This is a genomic window from Nonomuraea sp. NPDC049400, from assembly GCF_044466425.1.
Lineage (GTDB): Bacteria > Actinomycetota > Actinomycetes > Streptosporangiales > Streptosporangiaceae > Nonomuraea.
In genome coordinates, this window is the sequence record NZ_JBITMP010000018.1 from 84829 (window position 1) to 110700 (window position 25872).

General features: G+C 72.5%; 23 protein-coding genes. 10 read left to right on the forward strand and 13 right to left on the reverse strand.

What is annotated here, in order from left to right:
- Positions 1-22: 22 nt before the first annotated feature.
- From ACIBVN_RS27790 to ACIBVN_RS27800, 3 genes are all read right to left on the reverse strand, one after another.
- Complete coding sequence (locus ACIBVN_RS27790; protein ID WP_397141163.1) at positions 23-694, reverse strand: L-2-amino-thiazoline-4-carboxylic acid hydrolase; 672 nt, start codon at positions 692-694, stop codon at positions 23-25.
- 194 nt (positions 695-888) lie between these two features.
- Positions 889-1650 carry an SDR family NAD(P)-dependent oxidoreductase gene (locus ACIBVN_RS27795; protein ID WP_397141165.1) on the reverse strand — a complete coding sequence of 254 codons (762 nt, stop codon included), beginning with the start codon at positions 1648-1650 and terminating at the stop codon, positions 889-891.
- Between the two features lie 45 nt (positions 1651-1695).
- A complete protein-coding gene (locus ACIBVN_RS27800) occupies positions 1696-2232 on the reverse strand; it encodes a GNAT family N-acetyltransferase (RefSeq protein ID WP_397141167.1) in 537 nt (178 codons plus the stop codon).
- A gap of 83 nt (positions 2233-2315) precedes the next feature.
- On the opposite strand from ACIBVN_RS27800, the gene ACIBVN_RS27805 reads away from it, so the two are divergent.
- Entirely contained in the window at positions 2316-3140 is an 825-nt protein-coding gene (locus ACIBVN_RS27805) for a MurR/RpiR family transcriptional regulator (RefSeq protein WP_397141169.1), read from the forward strand.
- A 9-nt stretch (positions 3141-3149) separates the two neighbouring features.
- Positions 3150-3989: an aldo/keto reductase gene (locus ACIBVN_RS27810; RefSeq protein ID WP_397141171.1), complete on the forward strand. Its 840-nt coding sequence runs from the start codon at positions 3150-3152 to the stop codon at positions 3987-3989.
- Between the two features lie 111 nt (positions 3990-4100).
- Here ACIBVN_RS27810 and ACIBVN_RS27815 read toward each other — a convergent pair whose 3' ends face one another.
- Positions 4101-5090 carry a zinc-binding dehydrogenase gene (locus ACIBVN_RS27815; protein WP_397141173.1) on the reverse strand — a complete coding sequence of 330 codons (990 nt, stop codon included), beginning with the start codon at positions 5088-5090 and terminating at the stop codon, positions 4101-4103.
- Between the two features lie 166 nt (positions 5091-5256).
- Here ACIBVN_RS27815 and ACIBVN_RS27820 point away from each other — a divergent pair, with 166 nt between their 5' ends.
- Positions 5257-5448 carry a DUF1918 domain-containing protein gene (locus ACIBVN_RS27820; protein WP_397141175.1) on the forward strand — a complete coding sequence of 64 codons (192 nt, stop codon included), beginning with the start codon at positions 5257-5259 and terminating at the stop codon, positions 5446-5448.
- On the opposite strand, the gene ACIBVN_RS27825 is transcribed toward ACIBVN_RS27820, so the two are convergent.
- The 4 genes from ACIBVN_RS27825 to ACIBVN_RS27840 form a co-directional block, all read right to left on the reverse strand.
- Positions 5403-5966: a type II toxin-antitoxin system prevent-host-death family antitoxin gene (locus ACIBVN_RS27825; protein ID WP_397141177.1), complete on the reverse strand. Its 564-nt coding sequence runs from the start codon at positions 5964-5966 to the stop codon at positions 5403-5405. The genes ACIBVN_RS27820 and ACIBVN_RS27825 overlap by 46 nt on opposite strands.
- 153 nt (positions 5967-6119) lie before the next feature.
- Positions 6120-7076, reverse strand: coding sequence for a MerR family transcriptional regulator (locus ACIBVN_RS27830; RefSeq protein WP_397141179.1), 957 nt, complete (start codon positions 7074-7076; stop codon positions 6120-6122).
- A gap of 62 nt (positions 7077-7138) precedes the next feature.
- Positions 7139-9802 (reverse strand): hypothetical protein, encoded by a 2664-nt coding sequence (locus ACIBVN_RS27835; protein WP_397141181.1) that lies wholly within the window; start codon positions 9800-9802, stop codon positions 7139-7141.
- Positions 9799-11592, reverse strand: a complete 1794-nt coding sequence (locus tag ACIBVN_RS27840) for an HSP90 family protein (RefSeq protein WP_397141183.1) — start codon at positions 11590-11592, stop codon at positions 9799-9801. The genes ACIBVN_RS27835 and ACIBVN_RS27840 overlap by 4 nt, the downstream gene beginning before the upstream one ends.
- Before the next feature lie 173 nt (positions 11593-11765).
- On the opposite strand from ACIBVN_RS27840, the gene ACIBVN_RS27845 reads away from it, so the two are divergent.
- On the forward strand, positions 11766-15764 hold the full coding sequence (locus tag ACIBVN_RS27845; RefSeq protein ID WP_397141185.1) for a hypothetical protein: 3999 nt from the start codon (positions 11766-11768) through the stop codon (positions 15762-15764).
- A gap of 44 nt (positions 15765-15808) precedes the next feature.
- On the opposite strand, the gene ACIBVN_RS27850 is transcribed toward ACIBVN_RS27845, so the two are convergent.
- Both ACIBVN_RS27850 and ACIBVN_RS27855 read right to left on the reverse strand, forming a co-directional pair.
- Entirely contained in the window at positions 15809-17029 is a 1221-nt protein-coding gene (locus ACIBVN_RS27850) for an alpha/beta hydrolase (protein ID WP_397141187.1), read from the reverse strand.
- Between the two features lie 25 nt (positions 17030-17054).
- Positions 17055-17327, reverse strand: a complete 273-nt coding sequence (locus ACIBVN_RS27855) for a hypothetical protein (protein ID WP_397141189.1) — start codon at positions 17325-17327, stop codon at positions 17055-17057.
- A gap of 124 nt (positions 17328-17451) precedes the next feature.
- Here ACIBVN_RS27855 and ACIBVN_RS27860 point away from each other — a divergent pair, with 124 nt between their 5' ends.
- Positions 17452-18432, forward strand: coding sequence for an acetylxylan esterase (locus tag ACIBVN_RS27860; protein WP_397141191.1), 981 nt, complete (start codon positions 17452-17454; stop codon positions 18430-18432).
- Positions 18433-18477: 45 nt separating this feature from the next.
- On the opposite strand, the gene ACIBVN_RS27865 is transcribed toward ACIBVN_RS27860, so the two are convergent.
- Positions 18478-18765 (reverse strand): HesB/IscA family protein, encoded by a 288-nt coding sequence (locus ACIBVN_RS27865; RefSeq protein ID WP_397141193.1) that lies wholly within the window; start codon positions 18763-18765, stop codon positions 18478-18480.
- A gap of 123 nt (positions 18766-18888) precedes the next feature.
- On the opposite strand from ACIBVN_RS27865, the gene fxlM reads away from it, so the two are divergent.
- Complete coding sequence (gene fxlM, locus ACIBVN_RS27870) at positions 18889-20055, forward strand: methyltransferase, FxLD system (RefSeq protein ID WP_397141195.1); 1167 nt, start codon at positions 18889-18891, stop codon at positions 20053-20055.
- Here fxlM and ACIBVN_RS27875 read toward each other — a convergent pair.
- Positions 20048-20506 (reverse strand): pyridoxamine 5'-phosphate oxidase family protein, encoded by a 459-nt coding sequence (locus ACIBVN_RS27875; protein WP_397141197.1) that lies wholly within the window; start codon positions 20504-20506, stop codon positions 20048-20050. The two genes, fxlM and ACIBVN_RS27875, sit on opposite strands and share 8 nt — an antisense overlap.
- Positions 20507-20665: 159 nt before the next feature.
- On the opposite strand from ACIBVN_RS27875, the gene ACIBVN_RS27880 reads away from it, so the two are divergent.
- Positions 20666-21292 (forward strand): DUF4142 domain-containing protein, encoded by a 627-nt coding sequence (locus ACIBVN_RS27880; RefSeq protein ID WP_397141199.1) that lies wholly within the window; start codon positions 20666-20668, stop codon positions 21290-21292.
- On the opposite strand, the gene ACIBVN_RS27885 is transcribed toward ACIBVN_RS27880, so the two are convergent.
- Positions 21283-22977 (reverse strand): exo-alpha-sialidase, encoded by a 1695-nt coding sequence (locus tag ACIBVN_RS27885; protein WP_397141201.1) that lies wholly within the window; start codon positions 22975-22977, stop codon positions 21283-21285. The genes ACIBVN_RS27880 and ACIBVN_RS27885 overlap by 10 nt on opposite strands.
- Positions 22978-23210: 233 nt before the next feature.
- Between ACIBVN_RS27885 and ACIBVN_RS27890 the strand changes: the two genes are divergently transcribed.
- The 3 genes from ACIBVN_RS27890 (at position 23211) to ACIBVN_RS27900 (ending at position 25843) form a co-directional block, all read left to right on the forward strand.
- Positions 23211-24107 carry a hypothetical protein gene (locus ACIBVN_RS27890; protein WP_397141203.1) on the forward strand — a complete coding sequence of 299 codons (897 nt, stop codon included), beginning with the start codon at positions 23211-23213 and terminating at the stop codon, positions 24105-24107.
- A 69-nt stretch (positions 24108-24176) separates the two neighbouring features.
- Complete coding sequence (locus ACIBVN_RS27895; RefSeq protein ID WP_397141205.1) at positions 24177-24425, forward strand: hypothetical protein; 249 nt, start codon at positions 24177-24179, stop codon at positions 24423-24425.
- Between the two features lie 17 nt (positions 24426-24442).
- On the forward strand, positions 24443-25843 hold the full coding sequence (locus ACIBVN_RS27900) for an FAD-binding oxidoreductase (protein ID WP_397141207.1): 1401 nt from the start codon (positions 24443-24445) through the stop codon (positions 25841-25843).
- The last annotated feature ends 29 nt before the right edge of the window (positions 25844-25872 follow it).

Consider the following 25872-nt stretch of genomic DNA (forward strand, 5'->3'; position numbering starts at 1 on the left):
CCCTCTTGAGGCGTCGGCCGGCTTACTGGGTCCGGCTGAAGTGGAAGGGGCAATGCGTGCCGCCCGTTCCGATGGTGGTGCGGCGATCGAACCGGAAGCCGTGCCTGCCGGGCGCGATGGCCTCGATCCAGTTCGCGTCGAACGCGCACATGACCGGGGTCAGCTCCGGCGCCGAATTCGCGACCAGGACGTCGTGGTAGAAGCACCGGCGCACGTCGACGTGATAGCGCTTGTCGTCGTCGACCGGCCGGTCGAAGACGAACCCCTTCCCGAACGCGTGCTCCTCGCGTGACTTGCTCACCTCCACCATGGCCAGGAAGGCGTCCGGCGCGTTGTCCAGCATCGCCCGGGTGCCTTCCTTCATGGCGTCGCCGAGCGGTTCGATGAAGGACGTGCGGACGACGGCGATGGCCGTCTCCTGGCCCAGCCTGGGCAGGAGGAACTCGTGGGCGGCCACCAAGGCCAAGGTCATGCGCAGGTTGTGGCGGGCGGGCTCATCGACGATCAGGTGCTGGTTCGCCGCTTCGAGCTCGACCTGACGCGCCCGCATGGCGGTCGTGAGATCGCCGGGAAGCGCGTGCTCGCGCAGGGTCGCGGCGAGATGGTCATAGAACGCGTCGAGGAGCAGCGCCGTGTCGCGATCGGGATCGGGGACGTAGGCACCTTCGGCGAGCCCGAACTGGTCGGTGGACATGATGGTCCTTTCGTGTACGGCTCGGCGCGTACACGACCGTGATCCCGCGTGGAGGCGTGACTGGCCGTGCCCGCTACCGAGCGAGCACGCCAGCGCACTCCACCAACCGACCAGGCGCTGACAAGCTTGTGTTGATTTGTCGGCGCCAGTGTGGCACACCTCCGACGATCATGTCGATTCGGCGGCCGAACCCGTCAATTGGGCGGGTCGAAGCGGCCGTCCACGGCCGTCCAGCCGCCGTCCACGTACAGCACGGAGCCGGTCACGAAGCTCGCCGCGTCGCTGGCCAGGTATACCACCGCTCCGGCCATCTCCTCCGCCCTCGCCCACCGGCCGAGCGCGCTCTTGGCGGCGTAGGCGTCGTACCAGCCGGGGTTGTCCTTGATCTGCCTGGTCAGCGGCGTCTCCACGACGCCGGGCGCGACGGCGTTGACCCGCACGCCGTGCGGCCCGAACTCGGCGGCGGCCGTGCGCAGCAGCTGCACGAGGCCCGCCTTGGTGGCGGAGTAGACGCTCTGCCCGGGCTCGGTCACGGACGCGCGGATCGACGCGAACCCGATGATCGACCCGCGCCCCCGCTCGACCATGCCCGCCCCGAACGCCCTGACCACGTCGAACGAGGCCCGCAGGTTCAGGCCCACCACCCGGTCGAACTCCTCGCCGGAGTAGTCGAGCAGCCGCTTTCGGACGTTCGTGGCGGCCGTGAACACCAGCACGTCGGCGGGCTCCTCCTCGGCGGCTCCGCGCACCTGCGCGGCGTCCAGCACGTCGAGCAGGCGGGCGGCCCCGCCACATGCGGCCGCGGTCTTCTCCGCCGCGGCCAGGTCGCGGTCGGCGCACACCACCGTGGCCCCGTGGGCGGCCAGCGCCAGCGCCGCCTCCCTGCCGATCCCGCTGCCTGCACCGATCACCACGGCCTTCCGCCCGTCCAGGCGGAACAGTGCGTCATATCCCATGGAGGCACCCTAGCGACTGGTCCGACCAGTGCACCAGGTTGGGGGTCAGCGGGCCTCCCATTCGGCGCGGGTCAGCTCGTACTCCACTTCGCCCTCCTCGGTGCCCGGCAGGGGGTCGTCCCACTCGGGGTGGAACGTGCGGGTGTGCTGCAGCCCGGCTTTCTCCATGACCCGCCGGGACCGTACGTTCACGGCCATCGTCTGGGCGTACACCCGGCGCGCGCCCAGCTCGCGGAACGCCTTGTCGACCAGCGCGAGCGAGCCCTCGGTCGCGTACCCCTTGCCCCAGGCGGACTTGTGCAGCCGGTAGCCCAGCTCCGGCTCGTCGTCCGGCTCCCCGTCGCGCGCCCGCAGGTGGAACCAGCCGAGGAACGTTCCCGACGCCTTCTCGACGGCGGCGAAGAAGCCGTGCGTGATGAACCAGGGCAGCGTCTCTTCGACGATCTTCTCGCGCGGCGTGGGCTTGCCGCCGTTGAGGAACTCCATGACCTCCGGATCGTTGTCGAGCGCGAAGAGGTCGTCGGCGTCGGACTCGGTGAAGCGGCGCAGGATCAGCCGCTCGGTCTCCAGGTAGATGTCCACCCGCGAAACGCTAGACATCCGGAGGCGGCGGCTCGACAGGTTTTCCGGGAAGGCGGAATTCTGTTCTCTGTTACTCTCGCTCCATGGAACACAATTCCCTGGCCGCCACCGTGCGGGCCAGGCTCTCCGGGCTGCACGACGCCGAGGCGCGGGTCGCGCAGGTGGTGCTCGACCAGGGCGTCCGGCTCGTCCACCTGAGCGTGAGCGACGTGGCGAAGCTCGCGGGCACGTCGGCGTCCACCGTGGTGCGCTCGTGCCGGCGGCTCGGGTTCGGCGGTTACCAGGAGCTGAAGATCGCCGCCGCCCGCGAGGCGCCGGCGGGCGCCGAGCCCCAGGATGACCTCGACCCGCTGGCCGCGACCGTCCGGGCGGCCCGGGAGGCGCTCGGCGGGCTGAGCGCCACGCTGTCGCGCGCCGACCTGAGCGCGGCGGCCGAGGCGCTCAGCGGGGCCGATCGGGTGCTGATGGCGGCCACCGGCCTGTCGGGAGCGATCGCCGTCGACGCCGCCTACCGGCTGCGAGCCCTGGGTCTACCGGTGGACCTGCCGCCCGACCCGCTCACCGCGCATCTGGCCGCCGAGCTGCTGCCGGACCCGGCCGTCTGCCTGGCGATCAGCCACAGCGGAGCCACGCGCTCCACCGTCGAGACTGCGCGGCGCGCCCGCGCCGCCGGGGCGAAGGTGGTGACGATCACCAGCTACGCCAGCTCGCCGCTGACCGAGGAGAGCACGTGGGTGCTGGTCGGCGGCGGGCAGGACCTCGTCTTCGGGATGGAGGCGGTGGCCAGCCGCCTCGCCCATCTCACCATCGTCGACACGCTGTCCATGCTCGTGCTCGCGCTGCGCGGCGGCGCGGCCGAGCGGGCGGTGTCGGCCTCCGCCGAAGTCACGGCGAGCCACAGCTACTGAGGGGGCGCATTGATCAGTCAGAGTTTCGACATCGCGGGCGAGCTGCGGGTCAGGCGGCTCGGGTACGGCACCGGCATGCTCACCGGGACCGGCTACTGGGGGCCGCGCCTCGAGCCGGACCAGGCCGTGGCCGTGCTGCGCCGCGCCGTGGAGCGCGGGGTCACGCTGATCGACACGGCCGACAACTACGGGCCGTACATCGCCGAGGATCTGGTGGCGCGGGCGCTGCACCCGTACCCGGACGATCTGGTGGTGGCGACGAAGGGCGGCGTCGTCCGTACCGGGCCCAATGTCTGGCACGTCGCCGGGCGGCCCGAGCGGCTGCGGGCCATGTGCGAGGCGAGCCTGCGCCGGCTCAAGGCCGAGACCATCGACCTCTACCAGCTCCACCGGATCGACCCGGACGTGCCGCTCGCCGACCAGCTCGGCACGCTGGCAGAGCTGCGGCAGGAGGGCAAGATCCGGCACATCGGGCTCGACACGGTCACCCTGGAGGAGCTGGAGCGAGCGCTGGAGATCACGGAGATCGCCTCCGTGCAGAACCGCTTCAACCTGCTCGATCGCGAGTCCGCGCCGGTGCTGAGGGCGTGCGAGGAGCGGGGGCTGGCGTTCCTGCCGTGGTTCCCCCTGGGGAACGGCTCACTGGCGCGGGCCGACCTGCCGGAGGTGGCGCGGCGGCACGGGGCCGGCGCCGGTCAGGTGGCGCTGGCGTGGCTGCTGCACCACTCGCCGGTCATCCTGCCCACGCCGGGCACGGGGTCGCTCGCCCACCTGGAGGAGAACCTGGACGCGGCCGCCATCGAGCTCACCCCTGACGACCTGGCCGACCTGGACCGCGACCGGTCATAGCGCGACGTCACCGCGGCGCGGGACGGTGGCGGCGGTGCCCAGCGAGACCAGGGCAAGCGCGGCGAAGGCGGCCGACGCCACCGCCGGATCGTGCCGGCGCGGCGACAGGCGTCAGGGCAGCCTGGGGTCGATGTGGATCTTGGGCGCGGCGCCCCATTCCGGGCGCCGCTCCCCGGCCAGCACGATGGCGGCCTCGGCCAGCGAGACGGTGGCCGCGACCAGGGGCCGGGGATCCACCTGGCCGGACGCGTACAGGTCGGCGGCGCCCGCCAGGCCGCCGGACGCGCTGAGGACCCCGACGGCCGTGACGTCCTTCAGCGCGAGCCGCCGCGTGTCGACCGGACTGGGATCCGCCGACAGCCCGATGAAGACCACGTGCCGCCCCGGCGCGGGCGAACCCGGGCCGTTCGAGGCGTCGAGCACCGCGTCGAACGGCTCGGCGGGCGGGGCCGTCCAGGTGCGGGTGAAGCCCAGGGAGCGGGCGAAGTCCAGCGAGCGCTCCGTGAGGCCCAGAAGGTGGACCTGCACGCCCTGCGCCGCCGCGATCAGGGCCGCCAGCAGCCCGATCGTGCCCGGCCCGATGACCAGCAGGCGCTCCCCGGGCGCCAGGTCGGCGGCGCGCACGGCCCTCAGCGCGTTCCCGCCCGGCTCCACCAGCGCGCCCAGCGTGGGATCCACCGCGTCAGGCAGGGGCTGGAGCGCGCGGGCCGGCACCGGCAGGCGTTCGGCCAGGGCGCCGGGCCAGCCGCCGCGGATGCCGATCTCGTAGCGGTCGGCGCACAGGTGCTGCCTGCCCGCCCCGCAGCGCGCGCACTTCCCGCACCCGAGCATCGTGTCGCCGGTGACGCGGCGGCCCAGCCAGGCGGGATCCACGCCGTCGCCGGCCTCCCGCACGATTCCGGCCCATTCGTGGCCGATCCGTACGGGATAGCGCGCCTCTCCCGTGTGCAGGTACGTCATCGCGCCCGAGTAGAACTCCATGTCCGTGCCGCACACCCCGGCCCGCTCGACCTCGACCACCACCTCGCCCTCGCGCGGTGTGGGCGGTTCGACCTCCTGGACCTCCGCACGTCCCGGACCTGTGATGACGAAGGCACGCATGGCGGCAGACGCTAACAGCCGCGCCCCGGTCGCGTCGACGGTCCTGCTGGGAGGGCGCCGTGCAGGACGTCACATGAGAAAGGCATGCCCTTTGCGGGACGGCCTGCCAGGTGCAATGTGGGAAGGAACCTCAACGTTGCCGCAGTCCAGCTGAGAGGAACCCATCATGCACGCGAGCGTCGGTGACCGCCTGATCGTCCACGGTCACGTCGTCGGTCAGGGAGACAGGAAGGGCCAGATCATCGAGGTCCGGGGCGAGAACGGGACGCCGCCGTTCTTCGTCCGGTTCGACGACGGGCACGAGGAGCTCGTCTACCCGGGGCCCGACGCGGTGGTCCAGCCGGCCGAACCCGAGTAGCCGAGCGACCTGAGCGCCCCCGCCGCGCTGCCGGACGAGCCGACGGCGATCTCGTTGCCGTCCTGGTCGCGGGCGGTGGCGATGACTCGTTCCCAGGAGTCGAGGGCCAGGGTGATGGTGTGGCCGGCCCGCAGGAGCGCGTCGGGGTCCGCGGGCCGTCGCGGACCCGGCCTGTCGAGCAGGCGGCGGGCCGCGATCAGGGCGGCGACCGGGGTGCGGTGGCGGGTCAGCAGCACCGGCGTCTCGTCGTACGGCTGGGCGACCTGCCGTACGAGCTCGCCGAGCTTGCCGCGGGCCGTCGACAACGACACCACGGGCAGGCCGCTCAGCATCCCGGACACCTCCGAGAGCGGCACCAGCGCGGCCCACTCCCAGCGCTCGCGCGTGATGAGGGTGGTGGCGCCGCTCATGGCGTCGCCCACGAGGGCGCCCCAGCGCGCGCGGGCGTCCTCGACGCCGAGCGGGGCGCCGTAACGAGCCTCCAGCTCGTCGTACGGAGGCCGTTCGCTGTCGATCATCCGGAGATCGTAAGGCGTCTTACAAAACTTCTGCAAGCCGCCTTACGATTTGGCCGCCTTGTCGGCCACATGGCGGTGGAGGGCCATCCGTGAGGCGCCGAGGTCGGCGGCCAGGCGGCGGATGAGGCCACGGTGAAACCGTACTGGACCTCGTCACCTGGACGCCGCACCCTCCCCGGCCGGCAGCCGGGCGCGCATGGCCGCGGCGAACCAGTCGAGGGCGGGGGCCAGGCTCTCGGGGGCGGTCCAGCCGTTGATCACCGCCAGCAGCTCGAAGTACCGATCCCTGCGCGGGTCGTGCGCGCTCTCCAGCCAGGCCAGCAGCCGCCGCCGGAGCGCGGGGGAGTCGGGGACGCCCCGGTCGTGTGCGTACCGGGCGGTGACCGCCGCCACCACCGGATCGGCCTCGGGCGAGGCCGGGTCGATGCCCGCCGCCAGCGCGGGACGGGCGTGGTCGCGGGCCAGCGCGGCGGCGTCGGGGCGCGGGGGAGCGGGAACGCGGAAACCCGCCGAGTGCTCGGCGGCGAGGTGTTCGGCCGTGCGGCGCAGGCCGGCGCGGAAGTCCGGGTCCTGTGCCAGCTCCGCCAGCTCCACCCACGCCTCCAGCTGCTCGGGCGAGGGGTCGTCGGGCAGTTCTGGCGTCATCGAGCCCATGACCCCGGCGAGCCCGGGGACGGCGTCCAGGCCGTCGAAGGCGGCGTCCAGGAAGCCGGCGATGAGGCGGCGGCGTTCGTCCTCGGAGAGTCGGGCCAGTCTGTGCATGAGATCCGTTTCCTCAGGGCTGGAGCCGCGCCGGGCCACCGCCGCCAGCACCGCGCGCCGCAGGCGGAGCGTGCGGATCTGCACGGCCAGGGCCTCGGCGTGCGCCGCGGCGACCTCGGGGAGCGAGTCCTCGCGGTCCACGACCCGCCGGATCGTCGGAAGGTCGAGCCCCAGGTCGCGCAGCGTGCGTACGAGCTCCAGGCGTGCGACGGCGTCGGCGTCGTAGCGGCGGTACCCGGCGGGGCTGCGGTCGGCAGGCGGCACGATTCCCTGATCGGAGTAGAACCGGATGGTCTTGACGGTCAGCCCGGTCCGCCGGGCCAGCTCGCCGATCGAGTAGTGCGCCATGCCCCCCACCTTCGTGGCTCCCCTAGGTGGAGACTCAACCGCTTGACGGTGTTTTGTGTCACTCACCCACCCTGGGCCTGACGGCTGAGGGTGCGGGCGTGCAGCCGGTCCAGCTCGGCCGCCTCGGTCGCGTCGCCCGCCTGCCGGAAGGCCGCCGCGGCGCGTGCGGCATGGTCGGCCGCCTCCTGGAGCCGGCCGGCGGCGGACAGCACGTGAGCGGCGCTGCGGAACACGACGGCCCAGGTCCCGGCGAGGCGGTCCGGCGGCTGCGGGGGCAGCGCACCGGCCGCGGCCTGCGCCTGCGCGAGGACGGCGAGTGCCCGCTGGAGGTCACCGGTCCGGTGCAGGGACAACGCCTCGGACGCGCGGCACGTGGCCACGGCATGCGGGTCGGCCAGAGCGGCCGCGACGTCGCCGGCCTCGCGGTAGGCGGCGGCCGCCGCGGCGTCCCGGCGCAGGACGTGCTGAAGCCTCGCGGACGGCATCAGCGCGTCGAGGAGCAGCCTGGGATGGTTGCGCTGACGGGCGGAGCCCACGACCTTCTGGTACTCCTCGAGCGCGAGAGTGCGGTCGCCGAGGGCTTCGTGCGCCTCGGCGAGCAGCATGCGGTTCCAGTCGGGGATCTCCGCCCTGGACAGTTCTCCGAGGTCGCGCAGGCGCTCCAGCCAATCGGCCACGTCGGCGGCGGTCTCGACCACGTCCTCGGGCCGGCCCGCCGCGCGGTACGCCACGGCCAGCTCGTAGCCCTGTTCCGCGGTGTCGGCGTCGCGGGAGCGCGCTTCACCGACCCCGTCGATCAGGTCCTCCAGGGCGTCGGCCGGGCGGCCGGCGTGGATGAGCGCGACTCCGCGCCGGTATCTCAGGTAGCCGCGAAGCTGTGCCGGCGCCGACGGCGGCAGCGCGGCGAGGTCCCGCTCGACGAGTTCGGTGAAGTGGTGCGGCGCCCCGGCCCGTTCGTGGGCGCGGCGCCGCAGCTCGTACGCCCTGACCACCTGGCCGGGTGAGTCCGCGGCGGCGAAGGCCGATCGCGCGGTGTCGGCCAGGGCGATCACTCGGGCGGGCGGATGGCCGTCGGAGTCCCGCCAGGTCCCCTCGGTCAGGGCGATCGTACCGATCAGGATCGGGTCACCGCAGGCCATGGCGTGCCAGACAGCGCGCGCCAGAGCCAGGTCCGCCTTCTGGTACTGCCCGGCGGAGGTCAGCGACTGAGCCTGCAGCAGCTCGCCCTGGGCGATCAGCGCGTCGTCCCCGTCGCGGCGCAGCCCGGCCACCGCTCGCGCCACCATGGGCAGACCCTCGTGGTGCCGGCCGCGTTCGCACAACAAGTCGGCGAGCCGGCACAGGCACACCAGGTGACGCCGCTGATCGCCCGCCTGCCGGTACGCCTCCGCCGCCCACCGGAGCCGTTCCTCGGCCCGCTCCGGGTCGGCCTGCCGCCACTCGGTCAGCGCGCTCAGCTCCGCGTGCCGCGCGGCCAGGTGCGGCGGCGGCGTGCCGACAGCGGCCAGATACCGGCGGACCAGGGGGCTCTCGAACCGTCGCTTGTGCCATTCGGCGCGATCCAGCAGCGCCTCGGGCGGCATGCCGGCCGGGATCGCCGGCCGCACCGGCCTGCGGGCCCCCGGCGTCAGCGGCAGGAACTCGACGACCGGGTCCGCCTCCAGCCGGGCGCCGATCCGATCCCCCTGGTGGGTGTTGCCGTTGCGGGCGTCGAACCGGGCGGCCAGGTCACGGGCCGTGCTCGCCATCTGGCGGTGCAGCTCCGCTGCGGGCCAGCTGAGGTCGCTGCCGTTCGCGCGGACGGTCTCGCCGCCCCGGCCGTCCGCGACCAGCCGTCTCAGCAGGACCGCCGCGGCGGTGGCGAACTCCATCGTGCCGCTCGGCCGCCGCAGCCGCGTGGAGAAGGCCAGGCACTCCCGCAACACCGACAGCCCGGTCTCCTCATTGCCGGTCAGGGCGCAGAACTCGATCAGCATGGCCGTGTACTCGTACCGGTAGACGCCGTGCTCCATCGCCCGGCGAGCCCGGTGGAAGGCCCGCGCCGCCTCCTCCAAGCGACCGGCGCGGGCCAGCGGAAGCAGCATCAGGCACTGGATCGGGGCGGGCGGCTCGTCGAAGACGACCTGGCCCGCGAGCACCGGCCCGGCGAGGTCCAGCGCCCGCGCGACGGACGCGTCGTCGCCGCGCAGGACCAGCCGCTCGACCTCGGCCTCGAAACTCCACACCGAGTCGGGATCGAACCCGCCGGCCGCCTTCCACTGCCGGTGGCAGCGCTCCTCCTCAGGCCAGTCGCCGACGAGCTGGGCCACCCACCGGCGGCCGTCGTACACGTCCCGCAGGCTGTGCCCGCCGGCGCGGAAACGGCCCTCCATGTCCTCGAAGGCGCCGCGGATCTGGTCCAGGCCGAGTTCGGGGAACTCGGCCATCGACTGGGCGATGCTCGCGTACCAGCGGCGCAGCGTCCAGTCCTCTTCCGGTCCGAACTCGCCCGGGCGGGCGTCGTACTCGCTCAGGCAGCGAGAGAACAGCGGGAACGCCTTGTCCCATTGGCCGCGGACGCTGTACGTGTTTGCCAGGCTGCGGCGGGCGGCGAAGGCCAGCCGGTGCAGGCCGCCGGCGTCGGCGTGCCGCACCACGTCCTCCAGCAGCGCGGCCCGAGCCTCGCCATCGGGCATCCGCCGCGCCTGCTCCAGCAGCGCGGCCACCTCGGGCTCGCTCCGGCTCACTGGGCGCCTCTCCCGCCCATCGCCCGGTCCAGCAGCGCCAGGAAGGAACGGTTGAGCATCGCGCTGTCCTCGGGGCGGAGCGGATGGTGGCCCGCCAGCAGGGCCTGCCCGTACAGGGCCTGGACACCGAGCGAGGCCAGCGCCGGGTCGGGTGCCTCGGCGAGCCGGCGTACCACGGGGTTGCGCAGGTTGAGGATGAACTGCGGCACGTCCGCCGCCTCGGTGGCGTCCACGGCGCCCAGCACCCCCGACCACAGATCACCCGCCGCCGACCGGGCCTCCCGCATCTCCTCCGCCTGCGCGGCGGCCCGGCTCCTCAGATAGAGCGCGGGCAGGACGGGCGGGTCGAAGCAGCGCGGCACGACGGCGCAGCCCAGACTCCTGAGGGTCTCGGCGGCGACCGCCAGGAACGGCCGTATCCGCGCCTCCAGCACCGGATCCAGCGGCTCGAACCGGGTGGCCAGCTCGGCGGGGTCCAGCCCGCGGACGGTGATCGACGGGTCCAGCAGCGGCAGCCGCCGCATGATCTCGATGTCGTACGCGTAGCCGCCGTTGACCAGGCCGAGGTTCTGCGCGGCGGCGACCGCCGCCAGCGCGCGGAACTCATCGGAGGTCGCCGTGTGGCGCACCACCGGGTGCCGCCGCCGGAACTCGGCGAGCGTCATCGGCCCGGCGTCCGTCTCCATCGGCCACCAGCGGTCCACCACCCGCAGCATCTCCACGTCGTGCAGCGCCAGCGCCTTGACGCCAAGGTGATGGATCATCAGGAACTGCCGCAGCCGCGCGGGATCGGTCGCGGCCAGGCGCACGAGCCAGTCACGCACCTGCCCGCCGAGCGCTTCCCGCGTGTCGGCGAGCAGGTCGTCCTCGTACAGCGCCTCACGGCTCGCGGTCGGACGCAGCTCGCCGGTGTCCACCACGCACCGGACGAAGAACGCCCACTCCGGCAGCAGCGTGTCGACACCATCGGCCAGCAACATCCGGCGCAGGTACACGCGGTGCCCCGACCTGGCCGTGGGATGGGCCGCCACCGGCAGCACGAACGCCAATCCGGTCAACCCGGCCTCGGGCACCGCCAGGTCGATCACATCGAAGGGGGCGAAGCCGAAGACACGCTCGGCGTACGCCCGCAGCGCCTCGGCACGCGCCGCCGGAGAGGGGTAGCCGCGCTGCCAGGGCAGCACCCCGGAGTTCACCCGCCGGCCCGCGATCGAGACCTCTACCGGCAGTGCGTCCCCATAGGACGTCACCAGGTCGTGCACCATCGCGCCGGTCAGCCACTGCGCCATGTCCGGCACCGGCCTGAGCGTGACCGTCGTGCCGGGCTCCGCGCGCTCGCGCTCCGCCGGAGCGACGCGGTAGCGCCCGTCGGCCAGGCCCGTCCACTCCACCGTCGGCCCGCCCCGCGCGGACCGGGTGGTCACCCGCACCTCGTCGGCCACCAGAAAGCACGAGAGCAGCCCGATGCCGAACTGGCCGAGGAACTCGTGCCGCGCCAGGCCCAGATCGTCCCTCTTGGAGCTACGCCCGATCGTCGCGAGCAGCTCGTGCACCTCGGACTCCGACAACCCGATGCCGCTGTCGTGCATCCGCAGCGTCCCGTCCCCGGTCACCTCGGACGGCTCGATCGACACGACAGCCGGCGCGCCTCCATCGAGCGCCCGGCGCGCGGTGATGGCATCGACCGCGTTCTGCAGCAGCTCACGCACATACACCCGCGGGCTGGCGTAGAGATGCCGGCTGAGCAGGTCGACGATCCCCCGTAGGTCAACCTGAAACGCTCGCTCCACGCCCCTGCCTTTTCCGCCGCCTCTGTTCCAGCCCGAAATCATACGTCGGAGGCGGATCGTGAAAATTGGGGTCCCATGTCCGGGCGGGTTTGACTACCAGTGAGGAGATGTGGTCGCATCGTGACCTATGTTTCTGATGGGATGAATTACACCGGTCCGGGGGAGAACAATTCATGCCGCACGCCCTCCTGCGCGTGCTCGCTTCCACGTCCATCGCAACCGCCACGATCCTGGTGGCCGTGTCACCGAGCGCCCAAGCTCAACCTCAGCCGAAGACCCTGGTGGGGGTCCAGCCCGTGCCCGCCGTGCAGGAGCCGCCGGCCGCCGCGGTCAGCGTTCCCACCCGGCCCTCGCTGGCGGTCCGGCCTCAGGGCACGACGGGGCGGGTGGGGCCGAGTGAGCCCGAGATCACCACGCCTGCCGGGCCGCAACTGATCAACGAGATCACCACCGAGGCCGCCTCCATCCAGGAGAAGCAGGGCCTCGGCAGGCAGGCGCCCGTCGTGCGCAATGTGCTGCCCGACACCTCGAAGGCCGAGACGCTGACGCTGATCAAGCCGCTGGCGGCCGTCGTCAAGGCGTTCGACGGGCTGGGCAAGGCGCTGCCCGGGCTGACGTACCGGGTCTGCGTCGAGAGCGAGGCGGTGCCGGTCTCCTGCACGATCTCGCAGCCCGTCGCCACGCCGGTGGCCGCCGACGTCACCGGCGACGGCAAGCCCGACCTGGCGGCCGACCTGGTGCCCACCCTCGACCCGACAGAGGGGTCCGTGGGGCTGGGGTTCGCCGTCAAGCGGCTGTCGAAGGAGAGCCTCAAGGCGCAGGTCTGGGCCGAGTACGACGGCAAGGTGTCGGTCGGGTTCGACGGCCTGCGGCGCGGCTCGTCGCTGTCGGCCTTCGACTGGGGGAACTTCACCGTGGACCTGGCGGGCAAACAGGTCAAGGCCCGCCTCAAGCGTACCGAGCCGGGGAAGTCCGCGACCGTGATCGCGGGGCTGACCGGCCGCAGCGCGGTGAGCCTGCGCCAGACGCCCGCCACCGAGAAGCTCTCCGTGACCGCGGCGCTCGACTCGCCCTCCCTGGACGTCGACGCCTCCGGGCCCGCCAAGCTGGAGGCGCTGGCCGTGACCGGGCGCCAGTTCACCGAGGCGGTGCTCGACCGGATGCCCGCCCGCGCCGAGGTGCGGCTGACGGACGGCGAGATCCGCTTCAGCGGCCCGTCCTCGATCGCCCGCGCCCGGCTGCACAACTACACCTACCGCGACGGCAAGCTGGCCAGGGTCCTGAGCGCGGAGCTCACGAGGGTGCCGCCCTCCCTGACCGCCGAGTACGGCACCGCGAACGGCAAGCAGACCCTGACCATCGACTCCCGCAAGGGCCGCGCCGGCGGCGGCACGCTGCTCTTCTACGACCGCGCCGCGGACAAGACCGTGGTGAAGACCGAGCTGAGCCAGCTGCCGGCCAAGGTGCGCCTGGTCAACGACCTGGCCGAGCACCGCGTCACGCACACGACCAGCTCGCCCATCGGCAGGTTCGCCGTGGTGCTGCAGCGCGGCGAGGGCGCCATCTCCAGCCCGCGCGGCGGCCACGTCACCATGATCAAGAAGGGCGACGCGCTGGGGGTGTCCGGGCTGCTTTCCGGGTTGTCCGGGTTCGACGTCGCGTACGGGGACGTGCCGCACGCCCGCCTGGAGGTGGGCTCCAGCGGGCGGTCGTTCCTGGGCGCGGCCAGCATCGACGGCACCCGCCTGGCCCGGCTGGAGATCTCCAACACGCCCTCCACCGTGGAGGTCACCCTCGACCCCGCCCGCAGGAAGGCCGAGTACCAGGCCAGCGGCGTGATCCGCAAGCTCCGCGCCGCCTACGCCGATCTCAGGTCCGGCCCGACGATCGACGGCACCGTCCTGGGCATGCACGACGACCTCAAGGCGTCATGGGAACTGGGCGAGCGCTCGACCGTCAAAGTGACGACGGACGCCAAGATCGATCAGGTCCGGCTCTACGCCAACAAGGCGTACGTGACGTCCCCTTCCGGAGAGGACCTGGAGGCGGCCGTCGAGGGAGTTCGCAAGAACGTCGAGCTGGTCGCCGACACGAATGCCAGGAACCTCACCTGGACCGCGGACCAGCCGGTCGGTAAGGTCTCCGCCCTGGCCAGGGCCAAGCTGGGCGGCCGGTACGTCAGAGCCGCCGCCGAGGTGACCGGCGTGCCGGCCCGCTTCGACGCCTCGTGGGACGCGGCCTCCTACCGCTTCCGCGGGCTGTCGGGCCCGGTCGGGTCGGCGGAGCTGGCCTTCACCAACCATGACGGCGCCAAGTCGCCCACGGGTCCGCACCTTTCCGCGCACTACAGCCAGGCAACCGGCGACCTGGACGCCAGCGTGCTGGTGAAGGGGCTCAAGCAGGTCCAGTTCAGCCCGGCGGCGCAGGGCTTCACCGCCGACTTCCGCTCGGCCAGGCAGACGCTCGCCGTGGACACCGACGTCACACAGGGCGACACGCGCTACGGCCTGCTCGGCACGCTCGGGCCCGTGCCCGGCCGCCTGGCCGTCACCTCCGACGGCGGCAAGCTCACGTACGCGGGCTCCCGGCTGGACGTGCGCGCCCGCGCCTGGCTCGGCAAGACGGCGGCGCTCGGCCACATGCGTGCCGCCCCGGCCATGCCGGGCGGGGTGTCCCTGGTGGACGGCGGCTGCGCGGCGGGATCGCCGGGCTGCGCGCAGGGTCCCTTCTGCACGCCGGATCGCGGCTGCTTCGGCCTGCAGGGCTACCTGGACGTGACCGGGCTGCCCGACCAGGTGACGGTGGACATGACGGGCAAGACGTTCGCGTTCTCCGGCTTCAGCCCGCGGCGCAAGAGCCTCGGCGTCTACCTGGCCAGCAGCGTCCTGTCGCCTGTGCCGATCAAGGCGAGGGCCACCCTGACCGGGCTGCCCGACAAGATCACGAGCATGTCGATGGGGCCGTTCGGCGTGGCCCAGGGCAACGTCGTGCAGGCCGCGTACCGCATCGAGCCCGCCGCCACGCTCGGCGCGCTCGATGTGCAGGCCGAGGCCGGGGACCTGCGCGGCCACGTGGCGATCGACCCCGTGCCCGCGTCGGTGTCCGTCCAGGGCACGTACGGCGCCAAGACCCGCATCCGCGTGAACAACTCCGCGGCCGTCAAGCGCCTCGACGCCAAGGTCACCCTGGCCGGCAAGGGCACCGGGGAGCTGCGCTTCTCGGACGTGCCCGCCGTGTTCGGGGTGGACGCGGACGCCTCGGCCGCCGGGCTGAGCGTGCCGGCGGTCACGTACAAGTCGAACGTCAGCACTCTCGACGGCCATCTCGGCGTGGAAGGCGGCCTGGTGGATCCGCAGGGGCGGCTCGGGGACGTGTCGTTCTCGGTCAAGGACCTGGCCGCCGACACCACGATCCGGCTCAACCCCGACCAGTCGCTCGACCTGGTCTCCCGTCCCGTCCCGACGGGTGAGGTCTCGCTGCACGCGGGGCTCCGGGTCGACGCGGTCGCGCCACAGCAGATCTCCGTGAGCAAGGAGGTCCCGTACACGACGGGCTTCCTCACCTACAGCGTCGGAGGCAGGTTCGGGCTCGGGCCGAGCGCGGTCAAGGACGTGTCGCTGCAGGCGCAGCGGGTGTCCTGGCTGCGCATCCGGCCCGGCAAGGTCCCGTTCGGCCTGAAGGCGTCTCCGGCTCTGGGGTACGTCGCGCCCGGCTTCGAGGGCAACTACGGCCGGCTGAAGGTGGCCGCAGAGGGCGTGGACCTGCGGCCCGAGGTGTCCCTGGACGTCCGGCTGAGCAGGGACGTCGGCACCGACGTCTTCCACGACTCGGTACGGCTGGCGCCCACCGACTCGCTCGCGCTGCGCCGCTACGACCAGCGGATGCGGCGCATCGGGGCCAAGCAGGAGATCAAGGCGGCCGGGATCAGCCTGGCGTGCGTGACGGTGGACGCCAAGCCCGGCTTCGCCGCCGGAGCGGGCACCAACTCCATCACGCTGCGCGGGGCCGACGGGCCGCAGATGGTGTCGCTGCTGGATCCCGGAGGCCAGGTGCCGGACTACGCGGTGGACCTGCTGACCAGCTTCATGAGCCCGTTCCCCGGCGCGGAGTGGAAGGTCGCGGGCGCCAAGGCCGGCGGCTGCCCCGCCGCCGACGGCTCCGAGTCCCGCTAGCCCGCCGCCTCCCCCCGCTCCGGGTAGTGAGCGGGGGGAGGCGGTCAGCGGGGGCCGCGGTAGTCCGGGGGCGGGACGTCGCCCTCGTAGGCGTGCACCCGGCCGCCGGTCAGGAACGCGCGCAGAAGCCCGAGGTAAGCCTCACTCCGGTACGTGCCGCCGCCGAGGTAGGCGAACGTGGCCGAGGGCAGCGCCCGCCGGTAGTCCATGGCCGACGCCCAGCTCTGCTCGTCACAGGCCGCCTTGACGATCAGCACGGGCGCCGTCACCTCGGTCAGGCTCGACAGGGACGAGGAGCCGGGCGCGGCCCGCCCGATCAGGCCGGCGTAGCCCCCGGAACCGGTCGTCGCGGCCGCGGGGCAGGGGTGCCTGGCGCCCTGGCGGACGAGGCCGAGGTAGGCGTCCAGCTCCCGATCGCCCGCGAACGCGTGCGCCGCCAGGGGCTCCACCCGCAGCAGCGTGGAGACGGCGAGCAGGCGAGGATCCGGCGAGCCGTCCCGGCCGAACGCCGCCGCCACCTCAAGCCTGCCGTCCTGCCTCTGAGGCGTCCACGCGGGGGAGGCGAGGACCGCTCTGGCCACCCGGTCGGGGTGGGCGGCCAGGTAGGCGGTCGCGAGCCGGGCGCCGTGGTCGTGGGCGATCAGGTTCAGCCGCTTCGCGCCCACGGTCTCGCGGATGGCCTCCAGGTCCGCCACGTCGCGGGTCAGCCCGTACCCGCGCGGGTCCGGCAGCCGCGCCGAGCGCCCGGCGCCGAGCTGGTCGTAGACGTACACCTGGTAGCCGTCGGCCGTCAGCTTGCGGAAGAACGCCGAGGACGCCGCCAGATCCGCCACACCGGGCCCGCCGTGCAGGAACACCACGGGGTCGGGCCGGGTGACCCGCTTCGGCGCGAGCCGTACGTACGCCAGCTCCGAGCCGGTCGGCAGCCGCCACTCCCGCTGCCCCGCCACCGGCGCCACGGGAGCACGGGCCGCGGGCGGCCGCAACGTCGCCGCGCTCACGTGCCAGACCACCGCCACCTCAACGCCGAGGATCACCACGGCCCTCGCCCAGCGCCCCCACGCCGCCCTCGGCCTCGGCACGCACAGCAGCAGCCCCAGGAAGAAGACGGACGCGAACACCGCCAGCCCCGTCACCGCGAACACCATCGGCTCCGCGCCCACCATCGCCATCCCGGCCAGCGTGGCGAGCCCCAGGACCGGCGACAGCGCCAGCACCCCGGCGCCCGCCACCGCCCGCCCGGCCAGCCTGGCGAAGGAAGCCATAAGGGGACGTTAGTGCATCAAGTCCCTAAAGTGGGCGGCCGAGGCGCAGGCGGAGGCGGTCGCCGTGGCGTACGGTCTCGCGCACGGTCCACACGCGCTCGTCGACGACCGTGCCGCCGGCCGTCATGTAACCGCCCAGCCGGAGCACCGGCCTGCCCGTGTCGTCGCGCAGCAACTGCGCCCGGGACTCGGAGTCGTCGCCGAACTGCACGAGGAAGTCGTCGGCGCCCGCCGGGGCGTCGAGCACCAAGCCGGGATAGAGGTGGGAGTAGGGGATCTCGATGACGTATGTGCTCACCTGATCCCCCTACCCTGCCTTGACGATTTCAGCGCCCGCCCCTTACTCCCGCCGTGAGACTGGGATAGCGCTTTCCGGTGGGATGCGGTGAAATATCAGCATCCCTCTACAGGCTGGAGACTCCGTGCCACTGTTCGACCTGCCGCTTGAGCAACTCCGCAGCTACCGCCCCGATCGCGACGAGCCTGCCGACTTCGACGAGTTCTGGTCACGCACCCTGAGCGAGGCCAGGGAGTTCGACCTGCGTGCGGAGTACGTTCCGTACGACCTCCCCTTCGCCTCCGTGGACGTGTTCGACGTCTCCTACGCGGGCTGGGGCGGGCACCGGATCAACGGGTGGTTCCTGGTGCCGCGTGGCGTGGAGGCTCCGGTGCCGTGTGTGATGCACTACATCGGCTACAGCGGCGGGCGCGGGTTCCCCAAGGATCACCTCTTCTGGCCCACGGCGGGGTACGCGGTGTTCGTGATGGAGACGCGCGGTCACGGCGGGGCGAACCCCGGCAGCCCCGGCGCCACAGGAGACCCGCACGGCAGTGCCACGCCGCAGGCGCCGGGCATGATGACCCGCGGCATCCTCGACCCGGACGACTACTACTACCGGCGGGTCTTCACCGACGCCGTCAGGGCTGTGGACGCCGCGCTCGAGCACCCGCTGGTCGACGCGAGCCGCGTCGTCGTCTCGGGCGGCAGCCAGGGCGGCGGCATCGCGCAGGCCACGGCCGCGCTGCACCCGTCGGTCAGGGCGGCGCTCATCGACGTGCCGTTCCTGACGCATTTCCGGCGCGCGGTCGAGATCACCGGGAGGGACCCGTACCAGGAGCTGGTCCGCTTCCTCGCCACCCGCAGGGACAGCGCCGAGCAGGTGTTCCGCACGCTGGCGTACTTCGACGGCCTCAACTTCGCCGCCCGAGGGCAGGCGCCCGCGCTCTACTCCGTGGCGCTGATGGACGACGTCTGCCCGCCGTCCACGGTGTTCGCCGCGTACAACCACTGGCAGGGCCCGAAGGAGATCAGCGTGTGGCCCTGGAACGGCCACGAGGGCGGCGGCGGGTTCCAGTCGGAGGAGCAGCTGCGCTATCTGCACAAGCTCCTCAGCGAGGGCTGACGGGTAAGCCCGCCGTGCCGGTGAGCGGCACGGCGGGCGCCCGGCTCAGACGGATTGCTCTTTTACCAGGAAAGACACACTCCCTTGGGCGTCGGCTCCGGCGTCCAGAGACTTGTCGTCCAGCACGCTGGCGGCGACGGGGTCGAGATAGACGCGCGCCCCCTCGGTCTCGACCACCTCGTCCGCCGGCTCCGGCGCGGTGGCCAGCGTCAGGGTGAGCGAGCTCGAGCCCTCCCCTTGAGACGAGATGCGGATCCCGCTCTGCGAAGGCTCGGGCGCGGCCGCGGTCAGGTCGCGGATCGCCTGGGCTGCGTTGGCTGTCAGGGTGAGCACTACGGCTCCTCCTCACGGTCGACGTTCAGGAGTTGCCTGCCCTTCCCCCTTCTGCCGCACTCAACCCTTCTTGACTTGTTCTTTACCAAGAATTGCTCGCGAGGCCCGTGGACAATGGGGGTCATGGAGTTCGCGGAGCAGAGACGGGCCATGGTGGAGCTGCTGCGGGAGCAGCAGGAGATCAGCGACCGCGTGGCCGGCGCGCTGCTCGCCGTGCCGCGCCACCTCTTCGTGCCCGGCGTCGCCCCCGAGGACGCCTACCGCGACGAGCCCATCGTCACCAAACGCGACGACGCGGGCCTGCCGATCAGCTCGTCCTCGCAGCCCGCGATCATGGCCATCATGCTCGACCAGCTCGGCGTGGAGCCGGGGCAGCGGGTGCTGGAGATCGGCGCGGGCACCGGCTACAACGCGGCGCTGCTCGCGCACCTCGTGGGGCCGTCCGGGCGCGTGGTGAGCGTGGACATCGACGACGGCATCGTCACGCAGGCCAGGCGGCACCTGTCCGCCGCGGGTGTGTCGCAGGTGGAGGTGGCGTGCGCCGACGGCGCCCAGGGGTATGCAGGGGCGGCCCCGTACGACCGCCTGATCGCGACGGTCGGCGTCTGGGACCTCGCCCCCGCCTGGCTGGAGCAGCTGGGCGCGGACGGCCGGCTGGTGGCGCCGCTCGACCTGCGCGGCGTGCAGGCGTCCGTGGCCCTGGAGCGCGACGGCGACCACTGGGCCAGCCGATCGGTGGCGCCGTGCGGGTTCATGCGGATGCGCGGGCCGTTCGCCGGTCCCGAGGTGGTCGCGGTGCTGCGCAGGGATCCGGATCTGATGCTGGCGCTGCCCGAGCCGCGCGAGGTCGGCGACGTGCCGGCCGCGCTCGACGCCGTGCCGGTCGAGATCGCCGTGAAGGAGGTGGGGCCGGCCCACGCCGCGAGTTTCTCGCTCTGGCTGGCGTTGCACGAGCCCCGGTGGTGCGCACTCAGCGGGAAGCTGGGCCGCGGCTACGGCATGAGCGTCGGCCTCGTCGAAGGCGACTCCATCGCGCTGCTCGCCCCCGAAGGCTCGCACCTGGCCCGCGGCAAGGGGGCCACGGGCGCCGGAGTGGCGGCTCAGGGCCATGGCCCCGGCGGCGCCGGACTGGCGGCCGAGCTGGCCGGACACGTCCGGGCATGGGACGAGGCCGGCCGCCCGGACATGAGTGCCTTGCGCGTGGCGGCGTACCGGAATCCGGCTCCGGTGACGGGTGGCGAAACGGTCGTCAGGAAGCACCACACCACCCTGGTGCTGAGCTTCAGTTGACCGTCCACTTCCCATCGCGGATGAGGTCGCGGCCCTTGAGCTCGTTCGCCTCGCGCCAGGCCTGCAGGCGAAGCGGCGTGATGCGGAAGTAGTGGTACGGGTCGGGCTCCTCGCGCGGGTCGAAGCCGGCCTTCGCGGCGAACGCGTCGCCGACCTCCGCCGGGATGTCCGCCGCCGGGGTGGCCTCCGCCGTGCCCTCGATGAGGACGACGTCGCGCACCAGGCCCACGCCCAGGCGCACCCTGCCGGTGGCCAGCAGGTTGCGGGCCGTCGGGCTGGCGGTCGCCGTGGCGATGAGCAGCGTCGCGCCGTCCCAGAGGAACGAAAGCGGCACCAGGTACGGGACCCCGCCCTCGCCGGCCGTGGCGACCCAGAGGTCCACGTCGTGTTCGAGCCGGTCCAGGGTGTCCTGCTTGCGCTGGTCGGGGGTGCGGGGGTCAGGGCGCGTCATTCGGGGCTCCGGTCACATCGGTCTTGTCGTGCTCGTCATATTGTCGCCGGGCCTGACCTGGACGTCTGACGCGCCCGGATACCTGGAATGCGGGCTCCCTTACGCTGCGACGATTACTCTCTATATAGGAGACGTAACGCTATGTCATGGGAAAAGTTCATGCGCACTCTGTTGCTGACAGCCGTGGCCGCCGTCGCCCTCGGGGGGTGCGGTGGCGTGCCGACGGACACCGCGGGCCTCGCGCCGCGTGCCGCATCGCCTACCGAACCGCGTACCGACGCGCAGCCGTCCGAGCAGGACAAGGCCTGGATATGGGCCATCCACGAGGGCAACCTGGCCGAGATGCAGATGGGGCAGCTCGGGCGGGGCAAGGGCAGCACGCCGCGGATCAAAAAGATCGGCAAGATGATCGTCGCCGACCACACCGAGCTCGATGCCAAGGTAACCAAGACGGCCGGGAAGCTCGGGATCAAGCTCCCCACGTCCCCGAGCGCCGATCAGCGCGCCGAGATAGTCAGACTGAAGGAGGCGACGCGCAGGGGCTTCGACCAGGAGTTCATCGCTGTCATGACCAATGAGCACATGGAGGCGATCGCGGCCACGAAGGCGGAAGTGGCCCAGGGGTCGTCGCCGGAGGTGGTGGCGCTGGCCAAGGGTGCTCTGCCGGCGCTGGAGAAGCACCTGTCCGCGCTGCGGCAGGCCCAAGGGGGCAGCCCGGCGCCGCCGGAGCCGTCGCCCGGTCCCGAGACGCCGCAGTCGCCGATGACGCCCACGGGTCACGAGTAGAGCTCAACCTCGTTGAGCATGCTGCACGTCCGGCCGATCTCCGGCTCGCAGCCGGAGGTCGGGTCGGTGACGATCTTGACGTGGCGGCCGGTCCTGGCGATCTCCGAATACCGCAGCGCGTAGTCCGTCCTGCCGGTGATCGTGAGGACCGGCTCGCCCCATGAGCGGCCGTCCTCGGAGACGTAGACGCGGGCGCCGGCCGCGTGGCCCGGGCGCAGGCTGAGGCCGATGCGGGTCAGCCGGTACTGCCGGTCCAGGTGCAGCACGTACCGGCCGCGGCCGGGCGCGACGGCGCTCGACCAGTAGCCGGTGCCGCCGTCGAAGGCCGCGCTGGGGCGCGACCTCGGCCGGCCGGCCCAGCGCATGGTGGTCTCGATGCCGAGCGCTCCGCGCCGGTGCATGGCGGCCAGGTCCAGCAGGCCCGTGGCGGGCCGCGCGATCGTGAACAGCCGGTGCTTGATCGCGTACCGGCCGCCGTTCTCGAACCGCCCGTGCGCCGGGCAGGCCGTCTCGTTCAGCGGCCCGTCGGGACGCGCTCCGGGCAGCTTGCAGTTGTCGAACACCTGGATCAGCTTGTGTGCGCCCACCGCCGCGATCCCGGTGTAGCCGGACGAGCCGTGCGTGTCCCAGATGCCGTCGCGGTTGTGGTACGTCACCTGCGGCCAGAGCCATTCGTCGCCGCGCCCGTCGGGGGAGACGGCCAGCCAGTTGTCCGGGCGCCCGGCGCTGAGCACCAGGACGCCGCCGGGGGTGAGCAGCAGCCGCGGGGCCACGCCGCGCACCACGCAGTCCTGCCCGCCGAAGCGCAGCTCGCCGGCCGGTGACCAGGTGCGTCCGCCATCGGTGGAGCGGCTCTGGTGCAGCGTGGAGAACGTGCCGCCGTCGCGCCGCAACACCGCCAGCAGGCTCCCGTCCATCGTCTGCTCGACGGCCGCCTCGTTGTAGACGAATTCCTTCGAAGGTCCCGCGATCACACCGCGCCGCTCGAAGGTGCGCGCGCCGTCGTGGCTGGCGTACACCTCGGCCTGGTACGTCCCCGTGTCGCGGTAGCGGGCGTAGACCGTGATCAGGATCGTGCCGTCGGCCAGCTGGATCGGCACCCCGTGCGCCGCACCGCCGGGCAGCAGATCGCCGGGTGTGAACAGCGTCGGCTCCGAGCGTTCCCAGCTCTCCTGGTCGTCCGGCGACCTCGAGGTGAGCACGCCGAGCCGGGCCGTGTGGGGGCCGGTCCGCCGCAGGTAGTACTCCGTGGCGAAGTAGCGGCCGTCGAGCAGCTCGATGGGCGCCTCGCGCAGCGGCGTCCGGCTCGCCGGGCCGAACGTGAGGCCGCCGTCGTCGGAGATCGCCGCCGCGTTGGTGAGGGTGACGATCTCGTCCACGTTGGTGGTGAACGTGGTGATCAGCTTCTGGCGGGGAGCGCCGTCGTGCCCCACGACGTCGATGGCCGACACGTTGGGGAAGCCCGCGAAGTCGAGCCGTTCGGACTCCGTCGGCTCCCTGTCGGCGGGCGGCGGGAGGGGGTGAATCCAGCCGAGTGAGGAAGCAGTATCGATCGGGTTAGCCCCGCTCGTGGCGGAGTGATCCGGTAGCCGGCAGTAACCGGCGTCCGCGTGCGCCACGCCCGGCCACGTGGGCGCCGTCACGGCCACCGACAGGGCCACGAGCATGGATCTTGCCATCGGCATGGTCGCGTTCCTCCCCCGTCTTGCCGAGCTAACGGGACTCTAGATGATCCACGCTCCGTAACCCGGGATTCACCAGCGGGAAGTCTCCTGCCGTCCGGTCGTGGCCCGTGCCCGCCCAGCGATCCATGCCGTCTTCGTTAAGTACCAGTTGACAGAAAACCGCCCGGTGACGACTATCAGGACGGCACTATTAAGTGTCAATTTACGTAGGCCGCGTCAGGAGGTGGCCCTAGATGAGCATCGAGCCGAGGGCGAGAGTGGTCCCAGAGCGAGTGCTGCCAGGCCCGGTGCCCCTGGCGCCGGAGACAGCCGCCCAGCAGCGGGTGGTCAAGCGGATCTGCGACAGGGTCGCGCCCGACGGCATCGAAGTCGGCGTCGACGAAGTACCCCCAGGCGGCCTGCAGGTGTGGATCGACACCCCGGTGCCGGTAGCCGAGCAGGAGTCCTGGGTGCTCTACCACCGCATGGCCCGCGAGGTGGCACTGGTCGGCTGGCACTGCGAGGCCGACGCGGACCGCCTGCTGGTTCTCGGATGGAGCGCCGCCTGCCTGCACAACCGCGTACGCCTGCTCCAGAGCGGGCTGCGCAGGCTGACCGACTTCGAGGCGACCGCGCAGCGGGCCGTGCAGCTCGACGGACAGCGCCCTGACCAGCCCCCCGCGCAGGTCGTGGCGGCCGTGTGCGCCTCGATCGAGCGGCGGTTGCGCTGGCCCGAGCGGCTGGCCGAGCTCGACGGGTTCGAGCGCAGCTCGGGCCTGCCGCACCTGCAACTGCTCCTCGCCCAGGTCATCGGCCTGGAAACGAAGGTCTCGACCGCCTGCGAAGAGCACCTCGTCATGGCGCGGGTGCTGGCGAGAGCCGTGTGCGAGCAGTACGCCCGCCACTCCGACCTGTCGCGCGCGCAGCGCGACGTGCTGGCAGAGTCCCGCCGATGGGTGCACGCCAGCTCCATGATCCGTGGCTCGGCCAGCGCCCGGCCGAGCCCCGGCGGCGCCGCCGGCCGTCCCCACATGGGGCTGGCGGAACGCCGCATCGCCGCGAGCGTCATCAACCACGGCGTGCCGCGGGCCACCCCCGCGGCCGTCACTCCGCTGGTCGAGCACCTCGACCACACGGAGGGCGCGCGCTGAACCAGATCCGCTCAACGGCGAGTGGTCGCCCGGAAAACCCCATCCGAGTCCGGTAGGAGAGCTCCCGTCATGCGAACCCCCCCGCACCTGCCCGCCAGAACCATGCGTGACACCCGAGACACCGACACCGCCAGGGCCCGGCGGCACCCCTACGGCCTGCACGAGGTCCCCGTGCAGGCGCCGCCGCGCGGAACCCTCGATCTCCCCGGCGCCACTGCTGGGCCCGACGTGTACGTCGAGCAGCGGCTGCTCGGCATCAGGGAGATGTCCAACCAGGCCATCGGCTCCATCGACGACCTGCTCCAGCACATCGCGTGAGCCGAAAGAGGAGAACCATGCAAGAACTAGAGCGACTGGAGCTGAGGTCGCACGAGGTCGGGGGCCACCACCCGCGCTCGGTGGCGGGCATCGACACGCCGCGCAGCCTCGACGAGGTACGCGCGCTCGTGCGGCGGGCCACGGCGTCCGGCCGCCGCCTCTACCCGATCAGCACCGGCAGGAACTGGGGCATGGGCTCGGCCATGCCGGTCACCGACGACAACCTGGTCGTCGACCTGAGCGGCATGAACCGCATCCGCAGCCTCGACCTGGAGGCCGGCTACGCGGTCGTCGAGCCGGGAGTCACCCAGGCGCAGCTCGCCGAGGTGCTGCGCGACACCCCGTGGATGCTGAACGTCACCGCCTCCTGCGCCGACACCTCCGTCGTCGGCAACGCGCTCGACCGCGGCGACGGCTGCATCCGCTCGCGCGTCCACGACACGGCCGGGATCGAGGCCGTGCTCGCCGACGGCAGCGTGGTCACCACCGGCGGGCTCGACCCGGCCGGGCGCTACCACGGCCGGGTCGCCGGACCCGACCTCACGCCCGCGTTCGTCCAGCACAACCTGGGCATCGTCACCGCCATGGCCGTCGCACTGGTGCCGCGCCCGCAGACCATCGCCCTCGTGCACGGCCGCTTCCAGCGCGACCAGGCCGGGACGGCGGTCGGCGCGATGACCGGGTTCCTGCGCCGCGGCAACCCGGCCGACGGGCTCATGCGCGTGCGCGAGCTGTCGCTCACCCCCAGCCAGGGGGACTGGACGCTGCCCAAGGGGGTCGACCCGAGCCTGTTCACCATCCTCGGGCCGCTCATGGGCAGCGACGCCACCGTGGAGCTGGCCGAGGAGCTGCTCCGCAAGGCGCTCATCGAGGTCGAGGGCGCCGAGGCGCTGCGCGTGATGGACGCGGCCGAGGTCCCCGCCGACGACCCGCTCTACCCGAGGGCGCTCATGGCGCAGGGCATTCCCACCTGCCTGGGCGTGCGCAACGCGCTCGGCGTGACCTCCTGCGACCAGATCGACGAGGGCGACATGGGCTTCCTGGCACTGCTGCCGCTGATGCCCATGCACGCGAGAAGGACCGAGCACATCCTGGCCGCGCTCCAGACGGCCGTGGACGCGCACAGCACCGCCCTCATGGTCGAGTGGAACCTCGTCAGCAAGCACCTGGCCAACGGTGTCATCCAGATCTTCTTCGACCGGGGCGCGCCGGACGCCCCCTTCCGGGCCCACCAGCTCCGCAACGACGGCAACTGCCTGCTGCGCGGGAACGGTTGCGCGATCTACCGCTCCGACATCGACCACGCCGCGGCCGACGTGTGGTCGGAGACCAGCACCGCCAGCCTCGGCATGCTGCACCGGCTCAAGACCGCTCTCGACCCGGACGGCCTGCTCTCTCCCGGCCGTTACGGCGCTTGACCGAACTGTCCCGACTCCGCCGGTCGCAC

What these genes read in the sequence shown, in the direction of transcription:
- ACIBVN_RS27790 (WP_397141163.1), bottom strand. Translation starts at nt 694, where the DNA reads ATGTCCACCGACCAGTTCGGGCTCGCCGAAGGTGCCTACGTCCCCGAT.
- ACIBVN_RS27795 (WP_397141165.1), bottom strand. Translation starts at nt 1,650, where the DNA reads ATGGGATATGACGCACTGTTCCGCCTGGACGGGCGGAAGGCCGTGGTG.
- ACIBVN_RS27805 (WP_397141169.1), top strand. Translation starts at nt 2,316, where the DNA reads ATGGAACACAATTCCCTGGCCGCCACCGTGCGGGCCAGGCTCTCCGGG.
- ACIBVN_RS27815 (WP_397141173.1), bottom strand. Translation starts at nt 5,090, where the DNA reads ATGCGTGCCTTCGTCATCACAGGTCCGGGACGTGCGGAGGTCCAGGAG.
- ACIBVN_RS27820 (WP_397141175.1), top strand. Translation starts at nt 5,257, where the DNA reads ATGCACGCGAGCGTCGGTGACCGCCTGATCGTCCACGGTCACGTCGTC.
- ACIBVN_RS27825 (WP_397141177.1), bottom strand. Translation starts at nt 5,966, where the DNA reads ATGATCGACAGCGAACGGCCTCCGTACGACGAGCTGGAGGCTCGTTAC.
- ACIBVN_RS27830 (WP_397141179.1), bottom strand. Translation starts at nt 7,076, where the DNA reads ATGGCGCACTACTCGATCGGCGAGCTGGCCCGGCGGACCGGGCTGACC.
- ACIBVN_RS27845 (WP_397141185.1), top strand. Translation starts at nt 11,766, where the DNA reads ATGCCGCACGCCCTCCTGCGCGTGCTCGCTTCCACGTCCATCGCAACC.
- ACIBVN_RS27850 (WP_397141187.1), bottom strand. Translation starts at nt 17,029, where the DNA reads ATGGCTTCCTTCGCCAGGCTGGCCGGGCGGGCGGTGGCGGGCGCCGGG.
- fxlM (WP_397141195.1), top strand. Translation starts at nt 18,889, where the DNA reads ATGGAGTTCGCGGAGCAGAGACGGGCCATGGTGGAGCTGCTGCGGGAG.
- ACIBVN_RS27875 (WP_397141197.1), bottom strand. Translation starts at nt 20,506, where the DNA reads ATGACGCGCCCTGACCCCCGCACCCCCGACCAGCGCAAGCAGGACACC.
- ACIBVN_RS27880 (WP_397141199.1), top strand. Translation starts at nt 20,666, where the DNA reads ATGCGCACTCTGTTGCTGACAGCCGTGGCCGCCGTCGCCCTCGGGGGG.
- ACIBVN_RS27885 (WP_397141201.1), bottom strand. Translation starts at nt 22,977, where the DNA reads ATGCCGATGGCAAGATCCATGCTCGTGGCCCTGTCGGTGGCCGTGACG.
- ACIBVN_RS27890 (WP_397141203.1), top strand. Translation starts at nt 23,211, where the DNA reads ATGAGCATCGAGCCGAGGGCGAGAGTGGTCCCAGAGCGAGTGCTGCCA.
- ACIBVN_RS27895 (WP_397141205.1), top strand. Translation starts at nt 24,177, where the DNA reads ATGCGAACCCCCCCGCACCTGCCCGCCAGAACCATGCGTGACACCCGA.
- ACIBVN_RS27900 (WP_397141207.1), top strand. Translation starts at nt 24,443, where the DNA reads ATGCAAGAACTAGAGCGACTGGAGCTGAGGTCGCACGAGGTCGGGGGC.